At 39.7% G+C, this 21214-nt stretch carries 20 protein-coding genes; 7 read left to right on the forward strand and 13 right to left on the reverse strand.

The features are described 5' to 3' along the window. Positions 1–14 precede the first annotated feature (14 nt). A complete protein-coding gene (locus KTI79_RS07605) occupies positions 15–320 on the reverse strand; it encodes a non-heme iron oxygenase ferredoxin subunit (RefSeq protein ID WP_002117586.1) in 306 nt (101 codons plus the stop codon). Between the two features lie 273 nt (positions 321–593). Here KTI79_RS07605 and KTI79_RS07610 point away from each other — a divergent pair, with 273 nt between their 5' ends. Beyond that, positions 594–1406: an IclR family transcriptional regulator gene (locus KTI79_RS07610; protein WP_032055101.1), complete on the forward strand. Its 813-nt coding sequence runs from the start codon at positions 594–596 to the stop codon at positions 1404–1406. Between the two features lie 46 nt (positions 1407–1452). Here the strand turns inward: KTI79_RS07610 and KTI79_RS07615 are convergent, their stop codons facing one another. Together KTI79_RS07615 and pnuC are read right to left on the reverse strand one after the other, a co-directional pair. After that, positions 1453–1752, reverse strand: a complete 300-nt coding sequence (locus KTI79_RS07615; RefSeq protein WP_032055102.1) for a hypothetical protein — start codon at positions 1750–1752, stop codon at positions 1453–1455. A gap of 14 nt (positions 1753–1766) precedes the next feature. Continuing rightward, positions 1767–2348 (reverse strand): nicotinamide riboside transporter PnuC, encoded by a 582-nt coding sequence (pnuC, locus tag KTI79_RS07620; RefSeq protein WP_032055103.1) that lies wholly within the window; start codon positions 2346–2348, stop codon positions 1767–1769. 247 nt (positions 2349–2595) lie between these two features. Here pnuC and KTI79_RS07625 point away from each other — a divergent pair, with 247 nt between their 5' ends. Further along, entirely contained in the window at positions 2596–3384 is a 789-nt protein-coding gene (locus tag KTI79_RS07625) for a crotonase/enoyl-CoA hydratase family protein (RefSeq protein ID WP_032055104.1), read from the forward strand. A gap of 104 nt (positions 3385–3488) precedes the next feature. Here the strand turns inward: KTI79_RS07625 and pgaD are convergent, their stop codons facing one another. From pgaD to KTI79_RS07650, 5 genes are all read right to left on the reverse strand, one after another. After that, complete coding sequence (gene pgaD / locus KTI79_RS07630; RefSeq protein ID WP_002117522.1) at positions 3489–3908, reverse strand: poly-beta-1,6-N-acetyl-D-glucosamine biosynthesis protein PgaD; 420 nt, start codon at positions 3906–3908, stop codon at positions 3489–3491. Positions 3909–3991: 83 nt separating this feature from the next. Beyond that, the gene (gene pgaC / locus KTI79_RS07635; protein WP_002117710.1) at positions 3992–5251 is read right to left on the reverse strand and encodes a poly-beta-1,6-N-acetyl-D-glucosamine synthase; all 1260 of its coding nucleotides are present in this window, start codon (positions 5249–5251) and stop codon (positions 3992–3994) included. Between the two features lie 13 nt (positions 5252–5264). Further along, complete coding sequence (pgaB, locus tag KTI79_RS07640) at positions 5265–7259, reverse strand: poly-beta-1,6-N-acetyl-D-glucosamine N-deacetylase PgaB (protein ID WP_086376087.1); 1995 nt, start codon at positions 7257–7259, stop codon at positions 5265–5267. 243 nt (positions 7260–7502) lie between these two features. Continuing rightward, the gene (locus KTI79_RS07645) at positions 7503–7841 is read right to left on the reverse strand and encodes an FKBP-type peptidyl-prolyl cis-trans isomerase (RefSeq protein ID WP_032055107.1); all 339 of its coding nucleotides are present in this window, start codon (positions 7839–7841) and stop codon (positions 7503–7505) included. A gap of 87 nt (positions 7842–7928) precedes the next feature. Further along, the gene (locus KTI79_RS07650; protein WP_032055108.1) at positions 7929–8459 is read right to left on the reverse strand and encodes a YaeQ family protein; all 531 of its coding nucleotides are present in this window, start codon (positions 8457–8459) and stop codon (positions 7929–7931) included. Positions 8460–8648: 189 nt separating this feature from the next. On the opposite strand from KTI79_RS07650, the gene dctA reads away from it, so the two are divergent. Continuing rightward, positions 8649–9911: a C4-dicarboxylate transporter DctA gene (gene dctA / locus KTI79_RS07655; protein WP_086376086.1), complete on the forward strand. Its 1263-nt coding sequence runs from the start codon at positions 8649–8651 to the stop codon at positions 9909–9911. 45 nt (positions 9912–9956) lie between these two features. Here the strand turns inward: dctA and KTI79_RS07660 are convergent, their stop codons facing one another. Next, the gene (locus KTI79_RS07660) at positions 9957–10955 is read right to left on the reverse strand and encodes a CobW family GTP-binding protein (RefSeq protein ID WP_032055110.1); all 999 of its coding nucleotides are present in this window, start codon (positions 10953–10955) and stop codon (positions 9957–9959) included. Positions 10956–11455: 500 nt separating this feature from the next. On the opposite strand from KTI79_RS07660, the gene KTI79_RS07665 reads away from it, so the two are divergent. Next, a complete protein-coding gene (locus KTI79_RS07665) occupies positions 11456–11656 on the forward strand; it encodes a hypothetical protein (protein WP_000761577.1) in 201 nt (66 codons plus the stop codon). 131 nt (positions 11657–11787) lie between these two features. On the opposite strand, the gene KTI79_RS07670 is transcribed toward KTI79_RS07665, so the two are convergent. From KTI79_RS07670 to KTI79_RS07685, 4 genes are all read right to left on the reverse strand, one after another. Further along, entirely contained in the window at positions 11788–12303 is a 516-nt protein-coding gene (locus tag KTI79_RS07670) for an acyl-CoA thioesterase (RefSeq protein ID WP_016141949.1), read from the reverse strand. Between the two features lie 252 nt (positions 12304–12555). Next, a complete protein-coding gene (locus KTI79_RS07675; RefSeq protein ID WP_032055111.1) occupies positions 12556–13170 on the reverse strand; it encodes a MarC family protein in 615 nt (204 codons plus the stop codon). A gap of 11 nt (positions 13171–13181) precedes the next feature. Next, positions 13182–15248 (reverse strand): choline transporter, encoded by a 2067-nt coding sequence (locus KTI79_RS07680; protein WP_032055112.1) that lies wholly within the window; start codon positions 15246–15248, stop codon positions 13182–13184. Between the two features lie 121 nt (positions 15249–15369). Next, entirely contained in the window at positions 15370–16992 is a 1623-nt protein-coding gene (locus KTI79_RS07685; protein WP_032055113.1) for a BCCT family transporter, read from the reverse strand. A 264-nt stretch (positions 16993–17256) separates the two neighbouring features. Here KTI79_RS07685 and betI point away from each other — a divergent pair, with 264 nt between their 5' ends. The 3 genes from betI (at position 17257) to betA (ending at position 21099) form a co-directional block, all read left to right on the forward strand. Then, positions 17257–17880 carry a transcriptional regulator BetI gene (gene betI, locus KTI79_RS07690; RefSeq protein WP_016141953.1) on the forward strand — a complete coding sequence of 208 codons (624 nt, stop codon included), beginning with the start codon at positions 17257–17259 and terminating at the stop codon, positions 17878–17880. Further along, entirely contained in the window at positions 17873–19345 is a 1473-nt protein-coding gene (gene betB, locus KTI79_RS07695; protein WP_032055114.1) for a betaine-aldehyde dehydrogenase, read from the forward strand. The genes betI and betB overlap by 8 nt, the downstream gene beginning before the upstream one ends. A 95-nt stretch (positions 19346–19440) precedes the next feature. Beyond that, positions 19441–21099, forward strand: a complete 1659-nt coding sequence (gene betA, locus KTI79_RS07700; protein ID WP_032055115.1) for a choline dehydrogenase — start codon at positions 19441–19443, stop codon at positions 21097–21099. The last annotated feature ends 115 nt before the right edge of the window (positions 21100–21214 follow it).

Raw genomic sequence — 21214 nt, forward strand, 5'->3', positions numbered from 1 at the left:
TGTACATGTGAGGACTAGAGTTGAATTTGAATATCCTGTCCTTCAACACGAACTGGGTACGTACATAGGTTTCTACACCCTGGTCCACTTTTTAGCTCACCTGTCTGAATGTCAAAAATTGCTTCGTGCAATGGACATTCAACAGTCTGATCTTCGATAAATCCTTCGGTTAATAAGGCATACGCATGAGGGCAAACATTTTCGATAGCAAAGTAATTTTCATCGACGAAAAATACGCCTATTTTTTTCCCTTCAATTTCGATGGCTTTCGGCTCATCTTCGCTAACGTCACCCTGCTGACAAACTGAGATCCAACTCATACCTTGCGTCCTCATTTTGTTTTATATACAAAACATAATTTGATTTTCAAAACACAAGCTAAGCATAATCCTCTTGATCACTTTTTGTCAAAGTAAAAATAAATATAAAATTCATTGGCTTATTAATTTTTAAATATTTTGTTACGTTTCAAGAAGGAAACAAAGTTTTAAATATAAAAATTGTTTTATGCATTTTTAACAATTACAATAGTTATAAAATAAAGCAGCATGCCCCAAATTGAATCATGTTTTATTTATAGGAAAATGACACGAATGAGCATAGCAATTGATGAAGATTCGCAAGAATCGGAAACAACAAAAAATGATGATCGATATTTAGTACCCGGACTTGTACGGGGTTTAGCTATCTTGCAAGCATTTAATCAACAAGCGCAAGAAATGACCATTACAGAAATTGCTGAAATTTTAGAAGTGAACCGTTCTAGTGCATTTCGTCTGATCTATACACTCGAATCTTGTGGCTATTTAAGAAAAGCATCTCAAAAAACTTACGCTCTCGATTCAAAAGTTATGGAACTTGGTTTTAACAGTTTATCTAAACTTTCATTACTTGATTTATCGACACCTTTAATGAAAGAACTACGTGACCAAACTAAACTCGCTGTACATCTTTCAATTTTAGAAGGCACTCATATTGTCTTTGTGAATAATATCCAGTCGATGGGAACCTTCACGAGCAACATTAGTCTAGGAACTCGCTGGCCTGCCCATGCAACCGTCATCGGTCAAATGCTTTTATCAGATTTACCTGAAACTGAAGTACGTCAGCGTTACCGCAATTTTAGTGATTGGGACAGTTTCTCTGACCTGACGCCAACCAATTTAAAAGCCTTATTGCAAAGACTCTCTTATGTAAAAACTCAAAAAACCATGGTGAGCTGGGGTCATTACAATCATGATATGGCAGCCTGTGCTGCGCCTATTTTTAAACAGTCAAATGGTAAAATGGTGGCTGTTATCTCTGTAAGTTGTCCAATTACAACTTACGATGAAAGAACATTTAAAGAAGATATCGCAAGCCTAGTCGTTGAAACAGCAAACAAAATTTCCAAATTTATTTATTAAAAAAAAGCGACGTTAAGTCGCTTTTTTTGTACTTTTATTTCTTCAATTAAAAGTTACTTTCAAATATTTTCCCATTCATATCCTGAAAAATAAGTATCGAATGATGCTCTTTAATATCAAATTTTACATACTGCTCTTTAAACTGAATAATTGCATAAAACTCTTCAGCTCCATCATCTAAACCCGTAGCAGAAATCTGGCTACCATGTGGAAAACCGTTGAGCCATGCAGCGTTATAAAAATCAGACACCGAATTAAACTCACAATACTGTTTTGGCTTGGCCATTATTTTTGCAGCAATTTGATCAAACTGTTGCTGTTTATAGACCTCTAAGCTCAACAACATGATCGCTCTCCAAATTAAAGCTGGTTAGAGGCTAAAAGCTGTTTCTTTTTAACTTTTTCCCATTGATACCAACCATAAGCGGCCATCAAAACAAATGCTGCATATAACGCAGCTGTTAAAAATAAATCTTTATAGATAAACATGCCCACATAAATAATATCGACAAATACCCAAAGTATCCAAGTCGCAATATGTTTTCGGCTGGTCCAATACGTTGCAAGCAAACTAAATGCGGCAAGTTGGGAATCGAGCATAGGCACTGCGGCATCGGTAAAGTTTTTAAGAATTAAGCCAAAAAGCAAGCCACCTACCGCTGCAATGATCATTTGGATGATAGCGGTTTGAACTGCAATCGGTTCAATTCGAATATCGTGATCTTGCTGCTTTCCTTTGAGCCAGTAGTAAAAGCCATAAAAATTTACGACCATAAAAAAGAACTGCAAAATCGTTTCGCCATATAGCTTAAATTTGTAAAACAAATAGGCATATAAAACAAAGGCAAAGAAATTAAACAGCCAACACCACATATTACGGATTACCGTTAAGCCGACTCCAATCAGGCTAATCAAGACTGCAAAGATTTCTAGAGGTGACATAAAAACAGCTGCTTATTGAGATCAATTTGACGAAGTATTATGAGAAAAATATAGAGTGAAGCAAACTGCTAATTTAAATAAATGATGGAAATTGAGGTTGTCTAAGGATTTATCCTTTTCTAATGCTGTCGATTTATTTCAGTAGATAGACAAAAGAAATACTGATCGAGTCGCGGACAAATTATATTTGCTAGTTTTTAAACGATTGTTTAAAACATGATTAAAGACAAATAAAGAGCATGACAATATGTCAAATCAAGAAGGAAAGGTCAGCCGTGAAACTCGCGGACATATTTTTTTAATTGGTCTAGATCGGGCAGCAAAACGTAATGCTTTTGATAGTCACCTGATCAAAGACTTATCACTAGCGCTCACCGAATATGAAAATAATGATGCCCTGCGCTGTGCGATTATCTTTGCTCATGGGGATCATTTTACAGCTGGTTTAGACCTAGTTGAGTTACAACCTAAACTCGCTACAGGTGTTTTTGATTTTAGTGAAAATGAAATTAACCCTTGGGGCACTGTAGGCCGTAAACTCAGTAAACCTTTGATTGTGGCAGTACAAGGTTATTGTTATACAGCTGGTATAGAACTATTCCTCAACGCAGATATTACGATTGCGAGTGAAAATACACAATTTGCTCAAATGGAAGTTCAACGTGGCATCTTACCTTTTGGCGGAGCAACCGCCCGTTTTACTCAAGCCGCGGGTTGGGCCAAAGCCATGCGCTATTTACTCACTGGTGACTCTTTTAATGCCCAAGCAGCTTTTGATATGAACCTGATTACCGAAATATGTCCAGAAGGCTCTCAGCTCAACCGTGCAATAGAACTTGCTGAACATGTTTCACAAGCTGCTCCTCTTGCTGTAAAAGCGACCCTCGCCTCTGCTCGCGAAGCTATTAACGAAGGGTACGAGGTTGCCTTTAAGCAATTGCAAAGCCATCTTCAACCATTGCTCACCACAGAAGATGTTCAAGAAGGTGTTTTTGCCATGTTGCAAAAAAGACCTCCTGTTTTTAAAGGGAAATAATATCTGCTCAAGCACTGTGCTCTACAGTTTAAAACTTATGGATATACTGAAATTAGCTTAGAAAAAAAGCCCACATGATGCGGGCTTTTTTTCATTAATCTTCTTTATTCAACTCTAACGATTTTACCTAATTCATCATGGTGAACGACTGTAATTTTCTGACTACGTCCCTGCTCAATTTCATGTTCAGGTAAATCAAAATAGCGCGCATAATCATCCGTCTGTTTTGCTTTAAGCGCATTACCACCAACACGATGCTCAGGCAGCACATGACTCCACAACAATAAGCAAATTGCACAGGCAATTAACGCAGTAATGCCATGTTCAATACCTAAACCAAAGGCACTAAACAAACGGTGAACCAAATGTGTTTTTTGGAGCTCAGCCAAAACCCAGATTAATACAAATGGACGCCACAGCAACAACCAAACCGCCCACATCATGGCTGTGCTTGTTGTAGAAGCATAGCGTTTATGCCATGGTAATTGACGGCGTAAATCAATAATCAACGAATTTGTCTTCATTTCTCTCTTTACCTAACGAAGTGCTGTGGTTTTCCCCAGACATCAATACAGCACGATCTTTAAAATCTCATGACTCTTGCATTTCATCCACGAATGCCCCGATCCGGGCTCACCCAACGCGCACGTTTCTCATCTCCACGTTTTAAAACTTTTGGAAATGCCACAATAGTTGCCGAGATGGTGATTAGCCAAAAGACCAATGGATACCAGATCATCCAGAAATAGTTTTTTCCTAGATGTGGTTCATAACGACTATCCATCCATTTGCTTAAAGCAAACTGAATGAGACAGGTTGCCCCCAATAAAATACCGCTACCATACGGTAAAAATGGAGAGCTCACAACGGCTAAAGCAGGGACCGGTAAAATAAAATGTACCAGCCATAATAAAGCCATCGCGAGCATTAAATATGACCAGACTAAAGTTAAGCAAAGCTCAAACATTAAAGGCCATAAAAAATTTAATTTCGGCTTGGTGAACACATCAATATTTTTAATTAATACCTGTGCCCCACCCATAGCCCAACGTAAACGCTGTTTCCACAACCCGTTTAGAGTTTCAGGCATTAAAATCCAGACCAAGGCATTCGGTTCAAAACGAATGTCCCAACCTGCGCGCTGCAATTTCCAAGTAATATCGATGTCTTCAGTCAACATATTTGGCGACCAATAATCGACTTGGTGAACAGCGCTCTTGCGAAAAGCGGTAATCACACCCGATACAGTAAATAAGCGTCCAAAGGTACGTTGTGCACGTTTAATCATGCCGACAATCGAAGAAAACTCACCAACCTGAATACGCCCTAGTAAAGTTGAGCGAGTACGGATACGCGGGTTACCCGTCACAGCTGCAACCGTTGGATTTTCCTGAAAATGACGAATCATCCACTTTGCTGCATGAGGATCGAGTAAAGCATCCCCATCAATACCAATTAAAAACTCGGCATCGGTCATTAAACTTCCGGCTTGCAACCCCATGGCTTTACCTTGGTTTTGAGCCAAATGAACAACACGTAGTTTTTCATGTTGTGCTGCTAAACGGTCGAGTACCTCGCCTGTATTGTCCGAGCTACCATCATTAATCGCAATCACTTCAAAATGAGGATAGTCCAGTTTTAATGCATGGCTAATGGTTTCTTCTGCATTATCCCCTTCATTAAAACAAGGAATTAACACAGCGACTTTTGGATAACTCTCTAATGGAGCTGGTTGATCGTAAGGCGGGGCCTGACGTTCTTTCCAATAGAAAATGATCGCGCCAATCATCCATAAATACGACATGAATAATGGATAATAGAAAACGAATTTTAAGGCATGCGACCATATTGCAGCAAAGATTGTCATGTTTTAGCCTCAACTACGGCACAAGACGAGATGATTTTTCAGCAAATGCTTTATGCATTGTGTTCACATCCGGATGATCTTTAATTGGGTCATCTGGGTAATATCCAACATGCATGACACCTTGCTGATAAAGAGAATGAATTGTTGCGGCCATTTCAGTTGAAGGTACCTTTTCGTTTTTACGCCAGTCAGTTGCCTGTAATTCAAAAACGGTTTTCTTAATGCCATTTGGATATTGTTTCACGCGATCAACCATATCTTTATAGAACTGATCAGCATTATCTACCTGTTCCATATAAGGCATTGCCATAATAGCCGTAAAGTCATAGCGTTTTAACGACTCTTCAAGCGATTGTGAATACCAGTTTTCTGCATATGGTTTTAAAGCAACTTGCGCATACAAATTACGTGCAGTCATCAAGAATGGTTCATATTGTCGCACGTCATCAACAAGTTGCATTGCAAAATCATCTAGATATTTTGTCTTATATGCCGTCCATTTTTGCAAATCTTGATCGTTATCACGAATTTTTGCTAAATCGGTTGGTAAACCTTGTTTCGCATAAGCTTTTAAGGCATCTGGGCTTGCATCTTCATAGTCAGATAAGGTGACATCGTCATGGAATAAAATTCCGTTAAATGAAGATGACTTAGCCAAATCTTGATAAATCTCACGAATAGTTTGGCGTGCGTCTGCTGAGAACGGACTTAAACGGATATACCCCATGTTGAGGTGCTCACCTGTTTTTGCCTGCTCTGTCACCACCAAATCCTTAGAAACAGGATCAGTTTTTGGTAGTTCCCATGCCAATAAAGGCATCCATGCATAAATACGACTGACAGGCGTACGGGTTTGAATTTGCCATGCTACACGGTTAAACAAGTCGGCACGCATTGGAATGTGACGGTTCGGGAAATAAACCATATCAGCAGAGCCATTCGCATCTGGATCTGAAAAAGCTTGCAAATAGACTGTATTTACACCCATCGCATTAATTCGGTCTAACAAGTGACCTAAATTACGTTCTTGCTGTTTCGGGTCCGGGTCATAAATATAGTCCAGATCGACATGCATAATTTTTTGCGGACGGTTGTTATCCGTTAAATTCAATTCACGATTTTTAATTTCTTGAGCCAAATCATCAGTCGTCATATCGCCTTCTACCAAAATACGGCTCATATTTTGGAGAGATTGTTTTGCGTGGTCTGCCCCATCATCCAGTGTAATAGTCACTGGCATACCCAATTTTTTCGCAATTTGGACAGTTTGCATATTATAGCGACCATATGGCCACACCATAATACGTGGTGAACGTAAGCCATGCGCTTTGAGTAGCTCGTTATTTTTCTTTAAGTCGTTATAGATACGTGATTGATATTGTTCATCGTTCTCGTAGGTTTGAGTTTTTACATCATAAAAACGAGTTGTTGCAGCTGGTTCAGAGTTACCTTGCGGGTTGCCTGTAATACCACGGTGCAAATGATAGCTATGGCTTGCAATTTCTACAAAACCACTATCTTGCATCTCTTTCAGCTCACCCCAGCTTAAGATTTTATCGCGTGGGATTTCTTCCCCTGAAAAATCAACTTTCTGCCCTGCTTTTGGTTCTAACCATGAACCTACGACAGCAAGAACAACCGGAATTTTTTTAGCTTTAATGACTGGATAAGCATTTTGATAGAAAGATTGATAACCATCATCTACAGTTAATAAAACTGGTTTTGTAGGCAGTTGAGCCTTACCCTGATGAGCACGGATCAACTGATCAACCGTAATAAAATGGAATCCGTTTTTTTGTAGCCATTCAACGTGCTGTGTAAATTGTTGAGTGGTCACTGCATATTGAGGAATTAAGGCATTTTTAGTATCGGTAATTTCATGATAACCAATCACCGTAAGTGTTGAAGCGTCCAGTTTAGGTGGTTTAGCTAATGCCATGCCTGACAAACCTGCCAAGGCCAAGCTAAGTGATATGTTCAACAAAGGAGATGCAAAGCGGATAGTCATGAAATAGCGTCTCAATATCAATATAGATTATTTATGTGAAATTTGATGTTAAGCCACAAACTTTTTGAAATTTGGTCTTAATATCACACTGCCTATAAATGAACAGTTTTTCAGTCAGCATTTATAATCAAATAATCTGAAAATAATCTTAAATATTTAAAAAGCTAAAATATAAATTAATAATGTATTTATATTTAAAGCTCATATAAACAAGAAAGCCCCCTAAAGGGCTTTAAATTTTCACTAGTCACGAGTTCTGACATCAAATAATTCAATTTCAAAAATTAAATTAGAATTAGCAGGAATAATCTTACCCATTTTACGCTCACCATAAGCTAAATGAGCAGGTACGATGAGTTTACGCTTGCCGCCAACTTTCATTCCCATAATACCTTGGTCCCAGCCTTTAATCACACGGCCTGTGCCAATTACGCATTCAAAATAATTACCGCGGTCAATTGAAGAATCAAATTTTGTGCCGTCTTCTAACCAACCTGTATAGTGAGTTGTAATCAAAGCACCTTTAACCGCTTCTTTGCCTTCGCCTACTTTTAAATCGATAATTTCTAATTCATTTGACATGGTTTACCCCTTAATCTGAATCTTTAAAATCGCAATTGGTACTTAGTGTACCAACTGAATCTGTAGAATTTGTTGCGCTTTTCTATGTTACTGTAACTGTGTCCACACAACACTTGCCTGACCCTTTTCACCTAAAAGCGTCCACTCGTTGTCCATGATATTTAATTGAAGCTGCATCGTACGTTCACAAAGTTGTTCAAGCTCTGCTGTACTTTGAGGAGCAATTTGCCACACTTGAACGTTACTTAACGTTTTAATTTTACTGTTTCGTTTCCACCATTCTTCGACCTGAGTGCCATACACAACAAGTGCAACTATTTTACAGCGCGCACTGGCTTTTTTGACTTTATCTTCAGACGGTAAGCCAACTTCAATCCATGTTTCTAACTGACCCGTTAAATCTTTTTGCCATAATGCTGGCTCGTCAGTTTCAAAAAGGTCTTTAGTAAACTCAAGCTCATCACTTGCGAAACGGGCAAAAGCCATCAAACGAACCATTAAGCGTTCTAAAGTTTCCGAAGGATGCAAGGCAAGCGTCAGTTGGTAATCACCATAAATATGGTCATCCATATTGGCAATATTCAAGTCTGCCTTATAAATTGTTGCTTTAAGCGCCATGATTAATATGTCCAAAAATTTGGCGCTAAGGATACTCGATTTTAGGTAAAAAATTATAAAAAAACTGAATAATGCAAAGCCTAGTCACTTGAAATTTGCATATTCTTCCAAAACGCTCAGCTTATTTTATAGTTGGCCGACTTTTTGCTTGAAAGAGAAATATTCTCCTCTTGCTAAAATTGATGACTTATGTGGCTAAAGCTCAAGCGTAGTTTATTTTTACAGGTTCTTTGTGCTCTGTTTCTTGGGGTTGCAGTTGGAATCGGCTTTCATGATTTCTCCCTATCTTTAAAGCCATTAGGTGATGGTTTTATTTCTTTAATTAAAATGCTGATTGCCCCAATTGTGTTTTGTGTGGTTGTACTGGGAATCTATGGTGCAAACGACATAAAAAAAATGGGCAAAGTCGGTGCAAAAACGATTCTTTATTTTGAAGTGGTGACGAGTATTGCTTTAATTTTAGGCATTATTGTGGCCTATGTATTTAAACCGGGCGTCGGTATGAATATCGATATTAGCCATTTAGATGTAAAAGATTTAAGTACCTATACCGAACGTGCCCATGAAATGCATACAGGTTCGGAATTTCTACTCAATATTATTCCCAAAACCTTCACTGCCGCTTTTGCAAACGGCGATATTTTACAAGTTTTATTAATCGCTATTTTATTTGGTGTTTCCCTACTTTTAATTCCTAAACATTTAGCAGAGCTGGTACGTCAAGCACTTGAAGCTTTTTCAGAAGCCTTCTTTAAAATTATGGGACTCATTATTCGTTTAGCTCCAATTGGTGTATTCGGTTCAGTGGCCTATACCACTGCTAAATTTGGTTTAGATTCGCTCTTACAATTGGGTTATTTGGTTTTACTGTTTTATGCAACCTGCATTTTATTTGTCGTTATTGTTTTAGGTTCGATTTTAAAACTTGCCGGTCTCAACATTTTTAAATTTGTGGGTTATTTTAAAGATGAACTCGCTATTGTTTTAGGTACCGCTTCTTCTGACTCTGTTCTTCCTCAAATTATGAAAAAGCTCAAAAATTTGGGAATTAAAGATTCAACTGTGGGTTTGGTTATTCCAACGGGTTATTCATTTAATTTGGATGGGTTTTCAATTTACTTAACGTTAGGTGTGATTTTTATAGCGCAAGCCTGCAATATTAATTTGTCTATGCACGACTTACTGGCTATTTTATTGGTTTCGCTTATTACATCGAAAGGCGCACACGGCATTCCCGGCTCGGCTTTAGTTATTCTTGCAGCCACACTTTCAGTGATACCAAGTCTCCCTGCAATTGGCTTAGTGCTACTACTTTCAGTCGATTGGTTTATTGGAATTATTCGTGCCTGTACAAACTTAATTGGTAACTGTGTCGCGACCGTAGTAATTGCTCACTGGGAAAAAGATATTGACCATGCCCAAGCTAAAGCTGTGTTAGATAGTAAACCTTAATCCCACTCTTCAGAGAACATTGAATTACTTTTGGTTTAATGTTCTCTATTCTTCAAACTGACAAGCAAGTAACGCTGTTTCAAAAGCCAACCAATCGTGATTATGTTCGCTAATGATTTCAATACGGTTATCAATACCCTCTTCGCCCGACTTATAATTAAACTGATCAGGATTAAAGTTAAAAACTTTCCAACCTTGATCTGTATTAAAAATTCCCTTGATTCTTAGCCAATCCTGCTGCGCACATAATAGGTCTAGCAAAGCATAAAAATCGAATTTCCAGCGTTTAGGTAATTTCCAACCTGCCACAATATAACCTTGTGCCGACTCGACATAATGATAAGGTAATTGCTGAACTTCCTTTGTGACTTCGGTTTCAGTCATTTGCTTTTGAAGTTTAAGTAAAGGTTGTATAGATCGCTCGGTTAAACGAGCAGCCACATCAATTTTATTTAAGGCTAACTGACCATGTTCAGTTTTAATCCACTCTTGGTGATAAGGCTGGTATTCGCCTTTTAATAGCTCAAGCGCCTGATCATCTTCAAAAGTCATCACATCGGTATGTGACACCACCACAATCTGGGCAGCTTTTAACTGATCTTCATAAAGGTTTTGTTTAACCCAATTGGTATCATGCAAACGACTACCATCGACCACCGTAATCAACGCTCGCATGGCTAAACTACTTTGCCAATGAGGTTCAGTCAGTTGGTCAAATAACTGAGAAGGATGCCCAAGTCCAGTCGGTTCAATAAAGAGCCGATCTGGTTTTTGTTCACTTAACAGTCGAGCTAAAGCAATATGCATAGGCAATTGACTACTGCAACATAGACAACCACCTAATAGTTCTTTGACTGCATATCCTTCATCTTGAGGTAAGAGTTGTTGGTCTACTCCAATTTGTCCAAACTCATTCATTAATACAGCCCACACCTCATCTTTAGGCTTTTGGCTTAATAAATGCTGTAATAATGTGGTTTTTCCTGCCCCTAAAAAACCGGAAATAATATGGGTAGGAACAGTTTTTGGGGCTATCAGTTTCACAAGCGGCTCAAATCAACAAGGTTTAAAAAACTAAGAAAGGTATATCACTGTTTAAGTAGCATGAAAATGATTTTTCACTTTGAAGATATACTTTTCAATTATCAGACTAAAGTCCTCAATTTGTGACAGGCATCTCATCAATTATCTAAATTAACTTTTAATATCTATAATTCAAACGAAATATCCTATTCAAGCATATTCACAATTCATGCCAAAGTGTTAGGTTTACGTAACCAATTTGTTTTTTTTTCACTCAAAAAGAAATATTTTTTCACATTTTAAGGCGTATTTAAGCCCCTTTATTTTACAGATTACTCACATAAACGACCCGTATATTTCATATTGTTAAGATAGGCGTAATAGATTGTTAAGTTAATTGATGTAATCTGAACCTCGGCTTAGCATGTGTCCTAGCTTAGTCATTCAGCCATACAGGTTTCATGTAGGTACGAACGATTAGGTTTAATTTATTTTTAAATGAAATTTAAGGATGCCATAAAATGAAATTAGCTAAAACTTTACTCGCTACTACACTTGCTTTAACTGCTGCTTCAACTTTTGCTGCTTCTAAGCACGACCAAGCACATAACACTGCTGGTGAAGAAAAAGTTGTTGTTTCAACTCAAGAACAAGCAAACACTGCAAATGCTGCATCTGATGCTGTAGGTTCTGCTTCTGAAGCTGCTCCTGCAACTCGTTAATTCTCTCAGCACTCTCCTCCAAGCTCAGAGATAATTTTACTGAAAGGAAATATGGACGCTGAATTTTAGTAAAGAAGAGAAAGGATCGAACCATGCTGCGGTTCGGTCCTTTTTTAATTCGATGTATTTTTTTAAGAAGTTTTCTTATACATGCTACAAGATGGATTATGGTTTTCTTGCAGACGTAAAACCTTACGGTGCTCAGCTGCTTCAAAGCGGCAACGTTTCCATTCTGTATTTAGATTTAATTGAGGTACTTCACATGGCTTGCCCTGTTCATCAACAGCAACCATCGTGAAATAACAGCTATTGGTATGGCGTACTGTACGCTTCTGAATATTTTGGGCTTCAACACGGATGCCAACTTCCATTGAAGTACGGCCTACATGATTCACACTTGCCAAGAAGGTTACCAGCTCACCCACATAAATCGGTTCTTTAAAATTTACCTTATCTACAGATAAAGTCACCACATAGCCACCCGAATAACGACTTGCGCAAGCGTAAGCGACTTGGTCGAGTAGTTTTAGAATCGTACCCCCATGAACATTACCTGAAAAATTTGCCATATCAGGCGTCATCAAAACTGACATCGTCAATTCAGACTGGTCATCAGTTGCTGGGGTTATTTCATCTAATGTAGGCATAGCTAAACTCTGGGTCTTAAAACAAGCTCAGTTAACATTATGGTTGATAATTCACAAAAAAAACATGCTTAAATCCACAACATAGCATTGTATTTTTTAATATCTTTGATTGTTTTTTAAAATTTAATTTTTTAAGACATTATTTTTAAAGTTATTTTTTAAAGCTTTTTTATTTATCTTGGAGTTTTTTAGAAGATGCTATGCCATTTTATTCCATGTTCAATGGCATAGCAGGTTCTTATGAGTGACTTGCTATACTTTATTGATGACGCCTGTCACACCATTAATAATCATATCAATGGCAATCGTACCGATTAATAAAGCAGATAAACGCCCAACAATATCAAAATAGCGGTCGATATGCTTGGCATGTTTATAGCGTAAATGATCATGTGAAAATTTCATCAAAATCAAAATACTGCATGTTAAGAACAAGGTGAAGGCAATCACCAGAGCTGCCTCACCAATTGACATTTCAATACCTGTGACCACAGCCGCACTAATGGTGCCCGGGCCGATCATAAATGGCATAGCAATGGTGCCAGCCAGATGTTCTGGTGCACCGCGCATTTCACCAATGGTATCGGCGCCCTGAAACACATAGCGGTAGCCAATCACCAAAAAGATAAGGCCTCCAAAAATCTGAAAGGCTTCAAAACGTACATTCAGATATTTACTAAAAATTGTTTCGCCGCCCCATGCAAATAGCATGAATACGACAAAAGCAATCACACTTCCCTGAATCAGTGCTTTATTAAACACCTTTGCTTCTGAATGGCGGATCAGGCCAATCATATAAATGCTCATTAAAAATGGATTGAGCAATGAGAAAAATAAAGCAAAAGAATGTAGATAAGGAGAAGCCATGCATTTTCCTCTTAAGCTTGTGGATCTGGGAACAATGGACGGTTCCCCGGGCTAATACGATTAATATGTAAGAATGTCATATGTCTTTCATATTTATCTAAAATATCGTTAATCACCTGTTCTTTACTGTAGCCAACCAGATCGTTATCTTGAGAACCGTCATAAAGATAGGTTTCAAGTCGGAAATAGAACTGTTTGCCACGTTTTACACGCTGACTGAAGTTCGGCGCGCTATAACGTACAGGCCAGATCTGATAAACAAAGTTTTGCTCTTCTTCCAAATGGATAGTGAGATCTAGATGGTAAAGCGTGTCTTCATCTTCTAGCGGGGTTTGCTGTACATCCACATTCATGCCCTGCTTAACAAGCTCGTCGGCAACAGCCTGAACGGCTGGCAAACAAACTGTATCTAGCATGCGCTGTGTTTCAGTGGTTCCCGGATGATGCATAACTCGAGTTAAACGTTGTTTCCAGTTCAGAATATCCACGTTCCCTACCACTGGCGCTGCATTCATACTGAGACTAGCATGCCTGTAATCTTCAAGTCTGAGCGACTTATAAAGCCCTGCCATCACAAGGAACATCACAAAACTAAACGGCAATCCCATAATAATAGTTGCGTTTTGCAAGGCAGTAATGCCATTGGTCATGAGCATGGCGAGCGTGAGCAAACCAATTGCCACTGCCCAAAACACGCTTAACCAACGTGGAGCATCATTATCGATATTAGTGAGTTTAGTGGTGAAGTTACCTAAAACCAGCGCTCCCGAATCGGCAGAAGTCACGTAGAATAAAAGCCCTGTTACGGTGGCAATTGAAGCAATAAAGGTAAAGCCCGGATATTGCGCTAACAGGTCATAAAAACCATGAGCCGGATTTGCTAACACCGTCGCCGCTAAGGTTTGGTTACCTTCAAAAATAACGCTGTGCAGAGCACTATTACCAAAAATAGATAACCACGTAAGTGTAAATAGAAGTGGAATAATTAAGGTACCGCATACAAACTCACGAATGGTACGTCCTCTTGAGATACGTGCCAAAAAGAGTCCTACAAATGGAGACCAAGCAATCCACCACGCCCAGAAGAAGAAAGTCCAACTACTCATCCACTCTTTAGGCTGTTCAAAAGCAAAACTTTGTAATGCTAAAGCAGGGAAACGGGTCAAATAGTCACCAATATTTTGGACAAGGGCATTGAGTAAAAACTCGGTATTTCCCAAGAACAAAATAAACAGTAATAACCCGACCGAAACATAAATATTGATTTCAGATAAAATCCGCAGGCCTTTATTGACCCCCGATGTCACCGAAATAATACTAATACCCACCGCGACAGCAATCAGAATAAATTGCATCCAGATATTTTCTGGTAACCCCAATAACACATGTAGGCCATAATTCAGCTGTACTACTCCAATCCCGCAGGTCGTCGCAATACCAAAAATTGTTCCGATGACGGCAGCCGTATCAACACTATGCCCAATTGCCCCATTAATTCTGTTCCCGAAAATTGGGTAAAGTGCAGAACGAATAGTAAGCGGCAAATTATAACGATAGCTGAAATATCCCAATGACATACCAATCAAGGCATACATACACCAGCCAGTTAAACCATAGTGGAATAAGGTCCAAACCATACTTTGGCGTGCTGCTTCATAGGTTTGCCCTGCTCCGACTGGAGGTTGCATGTAATGAGATAGTGGTTCAGCGACCGAGAAGAACATGAGGTCGATACCAATACCAGCCGAGAACAGCATGGCAGACCAACTGAGTAAACTAAACTCAGGCTTTGAATGCTTAGGGCCTAATTTGATACTGCCATATCTTGAGCAGGCAATAAAAATCACGAAGGCCATATATAGTGTTGCAGCCAGCAGATAATACCAACCAAAGGTTGAAGTTACCCACTGAAGCACGGCATTCATGACTCGATTTGCAAAATCGTTGAACAAAAATGTGACGAGAGAAAAAATTAAAATAAGTACAGCTGAAAAATAAAAAACCACACGGTTGAGCGGGTCTTTTTTAGATTTAGATAATGTTAAATCATCAACTGCTCTTGGATTATCTGTTGCCATACAATCCTCAAGGAATAAAATAAAAACAAAATATTTAATTTCGTCTTTTCACTCTTATTTAAAACAATGAAAAGACGACTTTAAACGCAAAAAAATAATATATAGATGTGATCGATTGAGGTTATAAAACCTCGGTCACTTTATTCTGGTCACAATTCGATGGGACTGAAATGTCTTTTGAAACAGCTAACTGTTTTTTCACTAATTGAGGGTCAAAATCATCTTGCTTTAACGCTTTGGCTAAACCAAACATATAAAGCAAAATAATGACTGAAAATGGTAAACCACATAACACCACAGCACTTTGCATGGAGTTAAAACTACCGGCTAAAAGCAAGCCAATACTTACAATGGTAATTACCACAGACCAAAAGACGCGTAACCAGATCGGTGAATCACTATCATTGGTGCCCCCTTTTGAGGACAAATTAGCGATCATTAGTGTACCAGAGCCAACTGGTGTCAAAAATAAAACGAAACAAATTACAACAACAATACCAGCAACGTAAGGATTAAATGGCAGATATTCGAGTAATTTAAATAAAGATAATGCTGGATCAGTTAAGACCATATCACCTAATACTTTCTGTTTTTGCTGCAAGATTAAATAAATTGCAGTATTTCCAAAAACCGAAATCCAAGCCAGTGTAAAGCCGAGTGGAATCAGACATACACCTAATACTACTTCACGAATGGTACGTCCTTTTGAAATACGCGCAATAAACATACCGACAAAAGGTGCCCAAGCAATCCACCAAGCCCAATAAAATACGGTCCACGAACCCAACCAGCCACTGGCTTTTTGATTGTACAAATACATATCAAAGCTTTTACCCATAAAATTATTGAGGTAGTCGCCTGTATTTTGTACAAGACCATTTAATAAATGGTTGGTCGGACCTGTTAAAAATACAAATAAAAGTAATGCATATAGCAAACGTAAATTAATACGAGACAACCATGCCAAGCCTTTTTCAATACCCACCACTGTCGTAATCGTGGCAACGAACATCATGATGAGCACGGCAGTAATTAAAGTCGCCGAGTTATCCGGAATTTGCGGCAGTAAATAACAAATGCCCGATACCAGCACCAATGCTCCAATTCCCAAGTTGGTGACCAAAGAAATGACCGTCGCTAAAATTCCAAAGCCATCGACAAAATCACCCACCAAGCCATGCACTCGCTCTCCAAAAATTGGGTAAAGCGCTGAACGCAGTGCTAATGGCAAGTTTTGTCTGAAAGCAAAGTAACCTAAAGTGACTCCAAGCAATGCATAGAGTACCCAGCCATGAATACCCCAATGCAAAAAGCTATAAGTCATTGCATTACGGGCTGCCTGAATCGTTCCAGACTCACCTTCCGGCGGTCTTAAAAAATGGTCAACAGGTTCGGCCACGCCATAATAAAGTAGCGCAATGCCAATCCCTGCTGAGAACAACATTGAAGTCCAAGCCAGATAAGTGAACTCAGGCTTATCGTCATCTTTACCTAAAGGAATCTGCCCTACTTTTGAAAAAGCGAGCCAAGCGACAAAGCCCAGACAGAGCACAATAACTAGCATGTAATACCACCCAAAAAAGTGATTTACTTGCTCTTGTACATAGGTCAACCAAAACTGACTTTTCTCTGGAAAAAGCACAAAAAGTAGGCCAAAAATGCCAATACTGATGGCTGAACTCCAAAATACAAAACGATTTAACCGAATATGGTCTGAAGAATATCTATCACTTTTCAACACCATCTTATTGCTCCTTGCAATCGGTGTATTTTTCTCAAAATAACGTGATAAGTACTGTACTTATGCGCATCATCCTATCCTTAAGAACCTTTGATTTCACCTCTTTATTCTAGAAGTTATCTTCAAAAATTCATTGATTTTTACATATCATACTTGTTATTGATTGAACGTTCAATCAATAACAAGTATGATAAAAAAGTGCTATGATGCTCTGCAAGTTAACATGTTGAATTTTAAGCACCCCTCAAAGTGCTGATGTGGACAACCATGACAAAACGCAGAGTAAAACCAGAACATGTGCGACGTGAAGAAATCATGAACGCTGCACTCGACGTAATTTATGAAGTGGGGTTATCCAATACCACCATTGCACAAATTGCAAAAAAAGCCGAGTTGTCGACCGGCATTGTCAGCCATTATTTTGGCGACAAACAAGGGTTGATAAATACCTGTATGCAAGAAATGTTAAATGTTCTGCGTCGTAAAACCGAACAGTACAGAGCAGAAGCAGATTCGCATCCAGAGAGCCAGATTAAGGCCATTATCGACTCTAACTTTGACATTAGTCAGGTTAATGAAAAAGCAATGCGGGTCTGGTTAGACTTTTGGTCAGCAAGTATGCATGTACCAGACTTAAGCCGCTTACAAAAGATTAATGATCAACGCCTGTACTCTAACTTGAAGTTTTATTTCCTCAAGTTAATGAATGAACAACAGGCCAGTGTTGCCGCTAGAGGGTTGGCAGCATTGATTGATGGATTATGGTTACGAGGCAGTTTAAGCCGTCATAACGAATTTGACAGCAACCTCGCTCGTTCCATTGCTTACGATTATGTACAAACGCAATTGCAATTTGCGAACAAGCCTTTGCAGGAGAGACAAAATGAGTGATGTACAAGTTCATCAATTGTATATCCATGGACGCTACGTTAAAGCAACCAGTGGTAAAACATTTAATAGTATTAACCCTGCCAACGGCGAGACAATCGCGACTCTTCAGCAAGCTTCCGAACAAGATATTGAAGCTGCTGTACAAAGTGCCCAACAAGGACAAAAAATCTGGGCTGCCATGACTGCCATGGAGCGTTCACGTATTTTACGCCGCGCTGTCGACATTCTTCGTGAACGTAATGATGAGCTTGCCTGTCTTGAAACACTCGACACAGGTAAAGCTTTTAGCGAAACATCTACCGTCGACATCGTGACTGGCGCAGATGTACTCGAATACTACGCAGGACTTGCAACAGCCATTCAGGGTGACCAAGTTCCACTGCGCGAATCAAGTTTCTTTTATACACGCCGTGAACCTTTAGGCGTGGTTGCCGGTATTGGGGCTTGGAACTATCCAATTCAAATCGCTTTATGGAAATCTGCCCCTGCCCTTGCTGCCGGCAATGCCATGATTTTCAAACCAAGCGAAACCACTCCACTCACTGCATTTAAACTTGCAGAAATCTATACAGAAGCAGGCTTACCAGATGGCGTATTTAACGTTGTACAAGGTGCTGGCCGTGAAATTGGTCAGTGGCTCACTGAACATCCTGTGATTGAAAAAATTTCATTCACTGGTGGTGTGGAAACTGGCAAAAAAGTCATGGCAAGTGCTGCTGGTTCTACGCTTAAAGAAGTGACTATGGAACTTGGCGGTAAATCACCACTGATTATTTGTGAAGATGCCGACCTTAACCGTGCTGCAGACATTGCAGTCATGGCGAACTTCTTTAGTTCAGGTCAGGTATGTACCAACGGTACACGCGTATTTGTTCCCAAATCACGTTTAGCCGATTTTGAAAAAGCCGTTGTAGAGCGTGTAAAACGTATTCGCATTGGCGACCCAATGGCTGAAGACACCAACTTCGGTCCGCTCACTAGCTTCCCTCATATGGAAAAAGTGTTGTCCTTCATTGAGTCAGGCAAACAACAAGGCGCTAAAGTGTTAATTGGCGGTGACCGTGCAACTGAGGGCGAACTTGGCAAAGGCGCTTATGTACTACCGACAGTATTTAGCGACTGCACTGACCAGATGGCTATTGTTCAAGAAGAAATTTTTGGACCTGTCATGAGCATCTTAAGCTATGAAACTGAAGAAGAAGTCATCCGTCGTGCCAACGACACCACCTTTGGTTTAGCTGCTGGGGTGGTTACTCAAGACATCAGCCGTGCTCATCGCATTATTCACCAGATTGAAGCTGGTATTTGCTGGATTAACACTTGGGGCGAATCGCCTGCCGAGATGCCAGTGGGTGGCTATAAACAATCTGGTGTAGGCCGCGAAAATGGGTTGACCACGCTTGGGCACTATACCCGTATCAAATCTATTCAAGTTGAACTTGGCGATTATCAAAGTATTTTTTAATGCCTCCATCGCTTTAAACACTTCAACCTAAATCACATATGCCGAGCAGTCTTTATAGATTGCTCAGGCAAACTGTTAGTAAAAAAAGGATAGTTATGAATATTAAAGAATATGATTACATTATTATTGGCGCAGGATCTGCCGGAAATGTACTCGCTGCGCGTCTTACTGAAGACAAAGATACCACCGTTTTACTGCTAGAAGCAGGTGGACCAGATTATCGCTTGGATTTCCGTACACAAATGCCGGCAGCTTTGGCCTACCCTCTTCAAGGTCGTCGCTATAACTGGGCTTATTTAACTGACCCAGAGCCACACATGAACAACCGTCGTATGGAGTGTGGTCGTGGTAAAGGCTTAGGTGGCTCATCTTTAATTAATGGTATGTGCTATATCCGCGGTAACGCAATGGATTTAGAACAATGGGCAACCCATAAAGGCCTTGAAAACTGGACTTATGCCGATTGTTTGCCTTACTACAAAAAAGCCGAGACTCGTGACATTGGTGGCAACGACTATCATGGTGATAGCGGCCCTGTATCAGTGGCTACACCAAAAAATGGCAACAATGTGCTATTCCATGCCATGGTTGAAGCAGGTGTACAGGCAGGTTACCCACGTACTGACGACTTAAATGGTTACCAGCAAGAAGGCTTTGGTCCGATGGACCGCACGGTTACACCTAAAGGTCGCCGTTCAAGCACTGCACGTGGCTATTTAGATATGGCAAAAGGTCGTCCAAACCTGACTATTCTGACTCATGCAACGACCAACAAAATCTTGTTTAACCAAAAGCAAGCCATTGGTGTTGAATACATTATTGGTGCTGATCAAAACAACTTACAACGTGCTCTGGCTAAGCGTGAAGTGTTACTGTGTGCAGGCGCAATTGCGTCACCGCAAATTTTACAGCGCTCAGGCGTAGGTCAAAGTACCTTCTTAAAATCAATGGACATTGATGTGGTTCATGATTTACCGGGTGTAGGTGAAAACCTGCAAGACCACTTGGAAATGTACTTACAGTATAAATGTAAGCAACCCGTTTCTTTATACCCTGCTTTAAAATGGTATAACCAACCTGCGATTGGTGCCGAGTGGCTATTTAACGGTACTGGTATTGGCGCAAGCAACCAGTTTGAAGCGGGCGGATTTATTCGTAGTTCGGATGAGTTCAAATGGCCAAACATTCAGTATCATTTCTTGCCGGTTGCCATTAACTACAACGGTAGTAATGCAGTGAAAGAACATGGCTTCCAAGCTCACGTGGGTTCAATGCGTTCGCCTTCACGCGGTCGTATCAAACTTAAATCGAAGGATCCGTTTGAGCATCCAAGTATCTTGTTTAACTACATGTCGACTGAGCAAGACTGGCGTGAGTTCCGTGATGCAATTCGGATCACTCGTGAAATCATGCAGCAACCTGCACTTGACCCATATCGTGGTGAAGAAATTAGCCCAGGTAAACATCTACAATCTGACGCGGAGCTTGATGACTTTGTTCGCAACCATGCAGAAACAGCTTACCATCCGTCTTGTAGCTGCAAGATGGGTGAAGATGAAATGGCTGTTGTAGATGGTCAAGGTCGCGTACACGGTATGCAGGGTTTACGTGTTGTTGATGCCTCTATCATGCCGCTTATTATTACCGGTAACTTAAATGCAACCACCATTATGATTGCCGAGAAAATTGCAGACCAGATTCGTGGACGTGAAGCGTTACCACGTTCAACTGCACCGTTCTATGTAGCATCATAAAACCATTCAGGGCATATTTCTTATGCAGGAATATGCCTTTAATTTAATACTTATAGAACCAATATTAATAAGAACGATGTATGACAGAAAATAAGCGCTTCTGAGGAGCTTATTT

Source organism: Acinetobacter sp. WU_MDCI_Abxd143, assembly GCF_025514195.1.
Taxonomy (GTDB): domain Bacteria; phylum Pseudomonadota; class Gammaproteobacteria; order Pseudomonadales; family Moraxellaceae; genus Acinetobacter; species Acinetobacter pittii_H.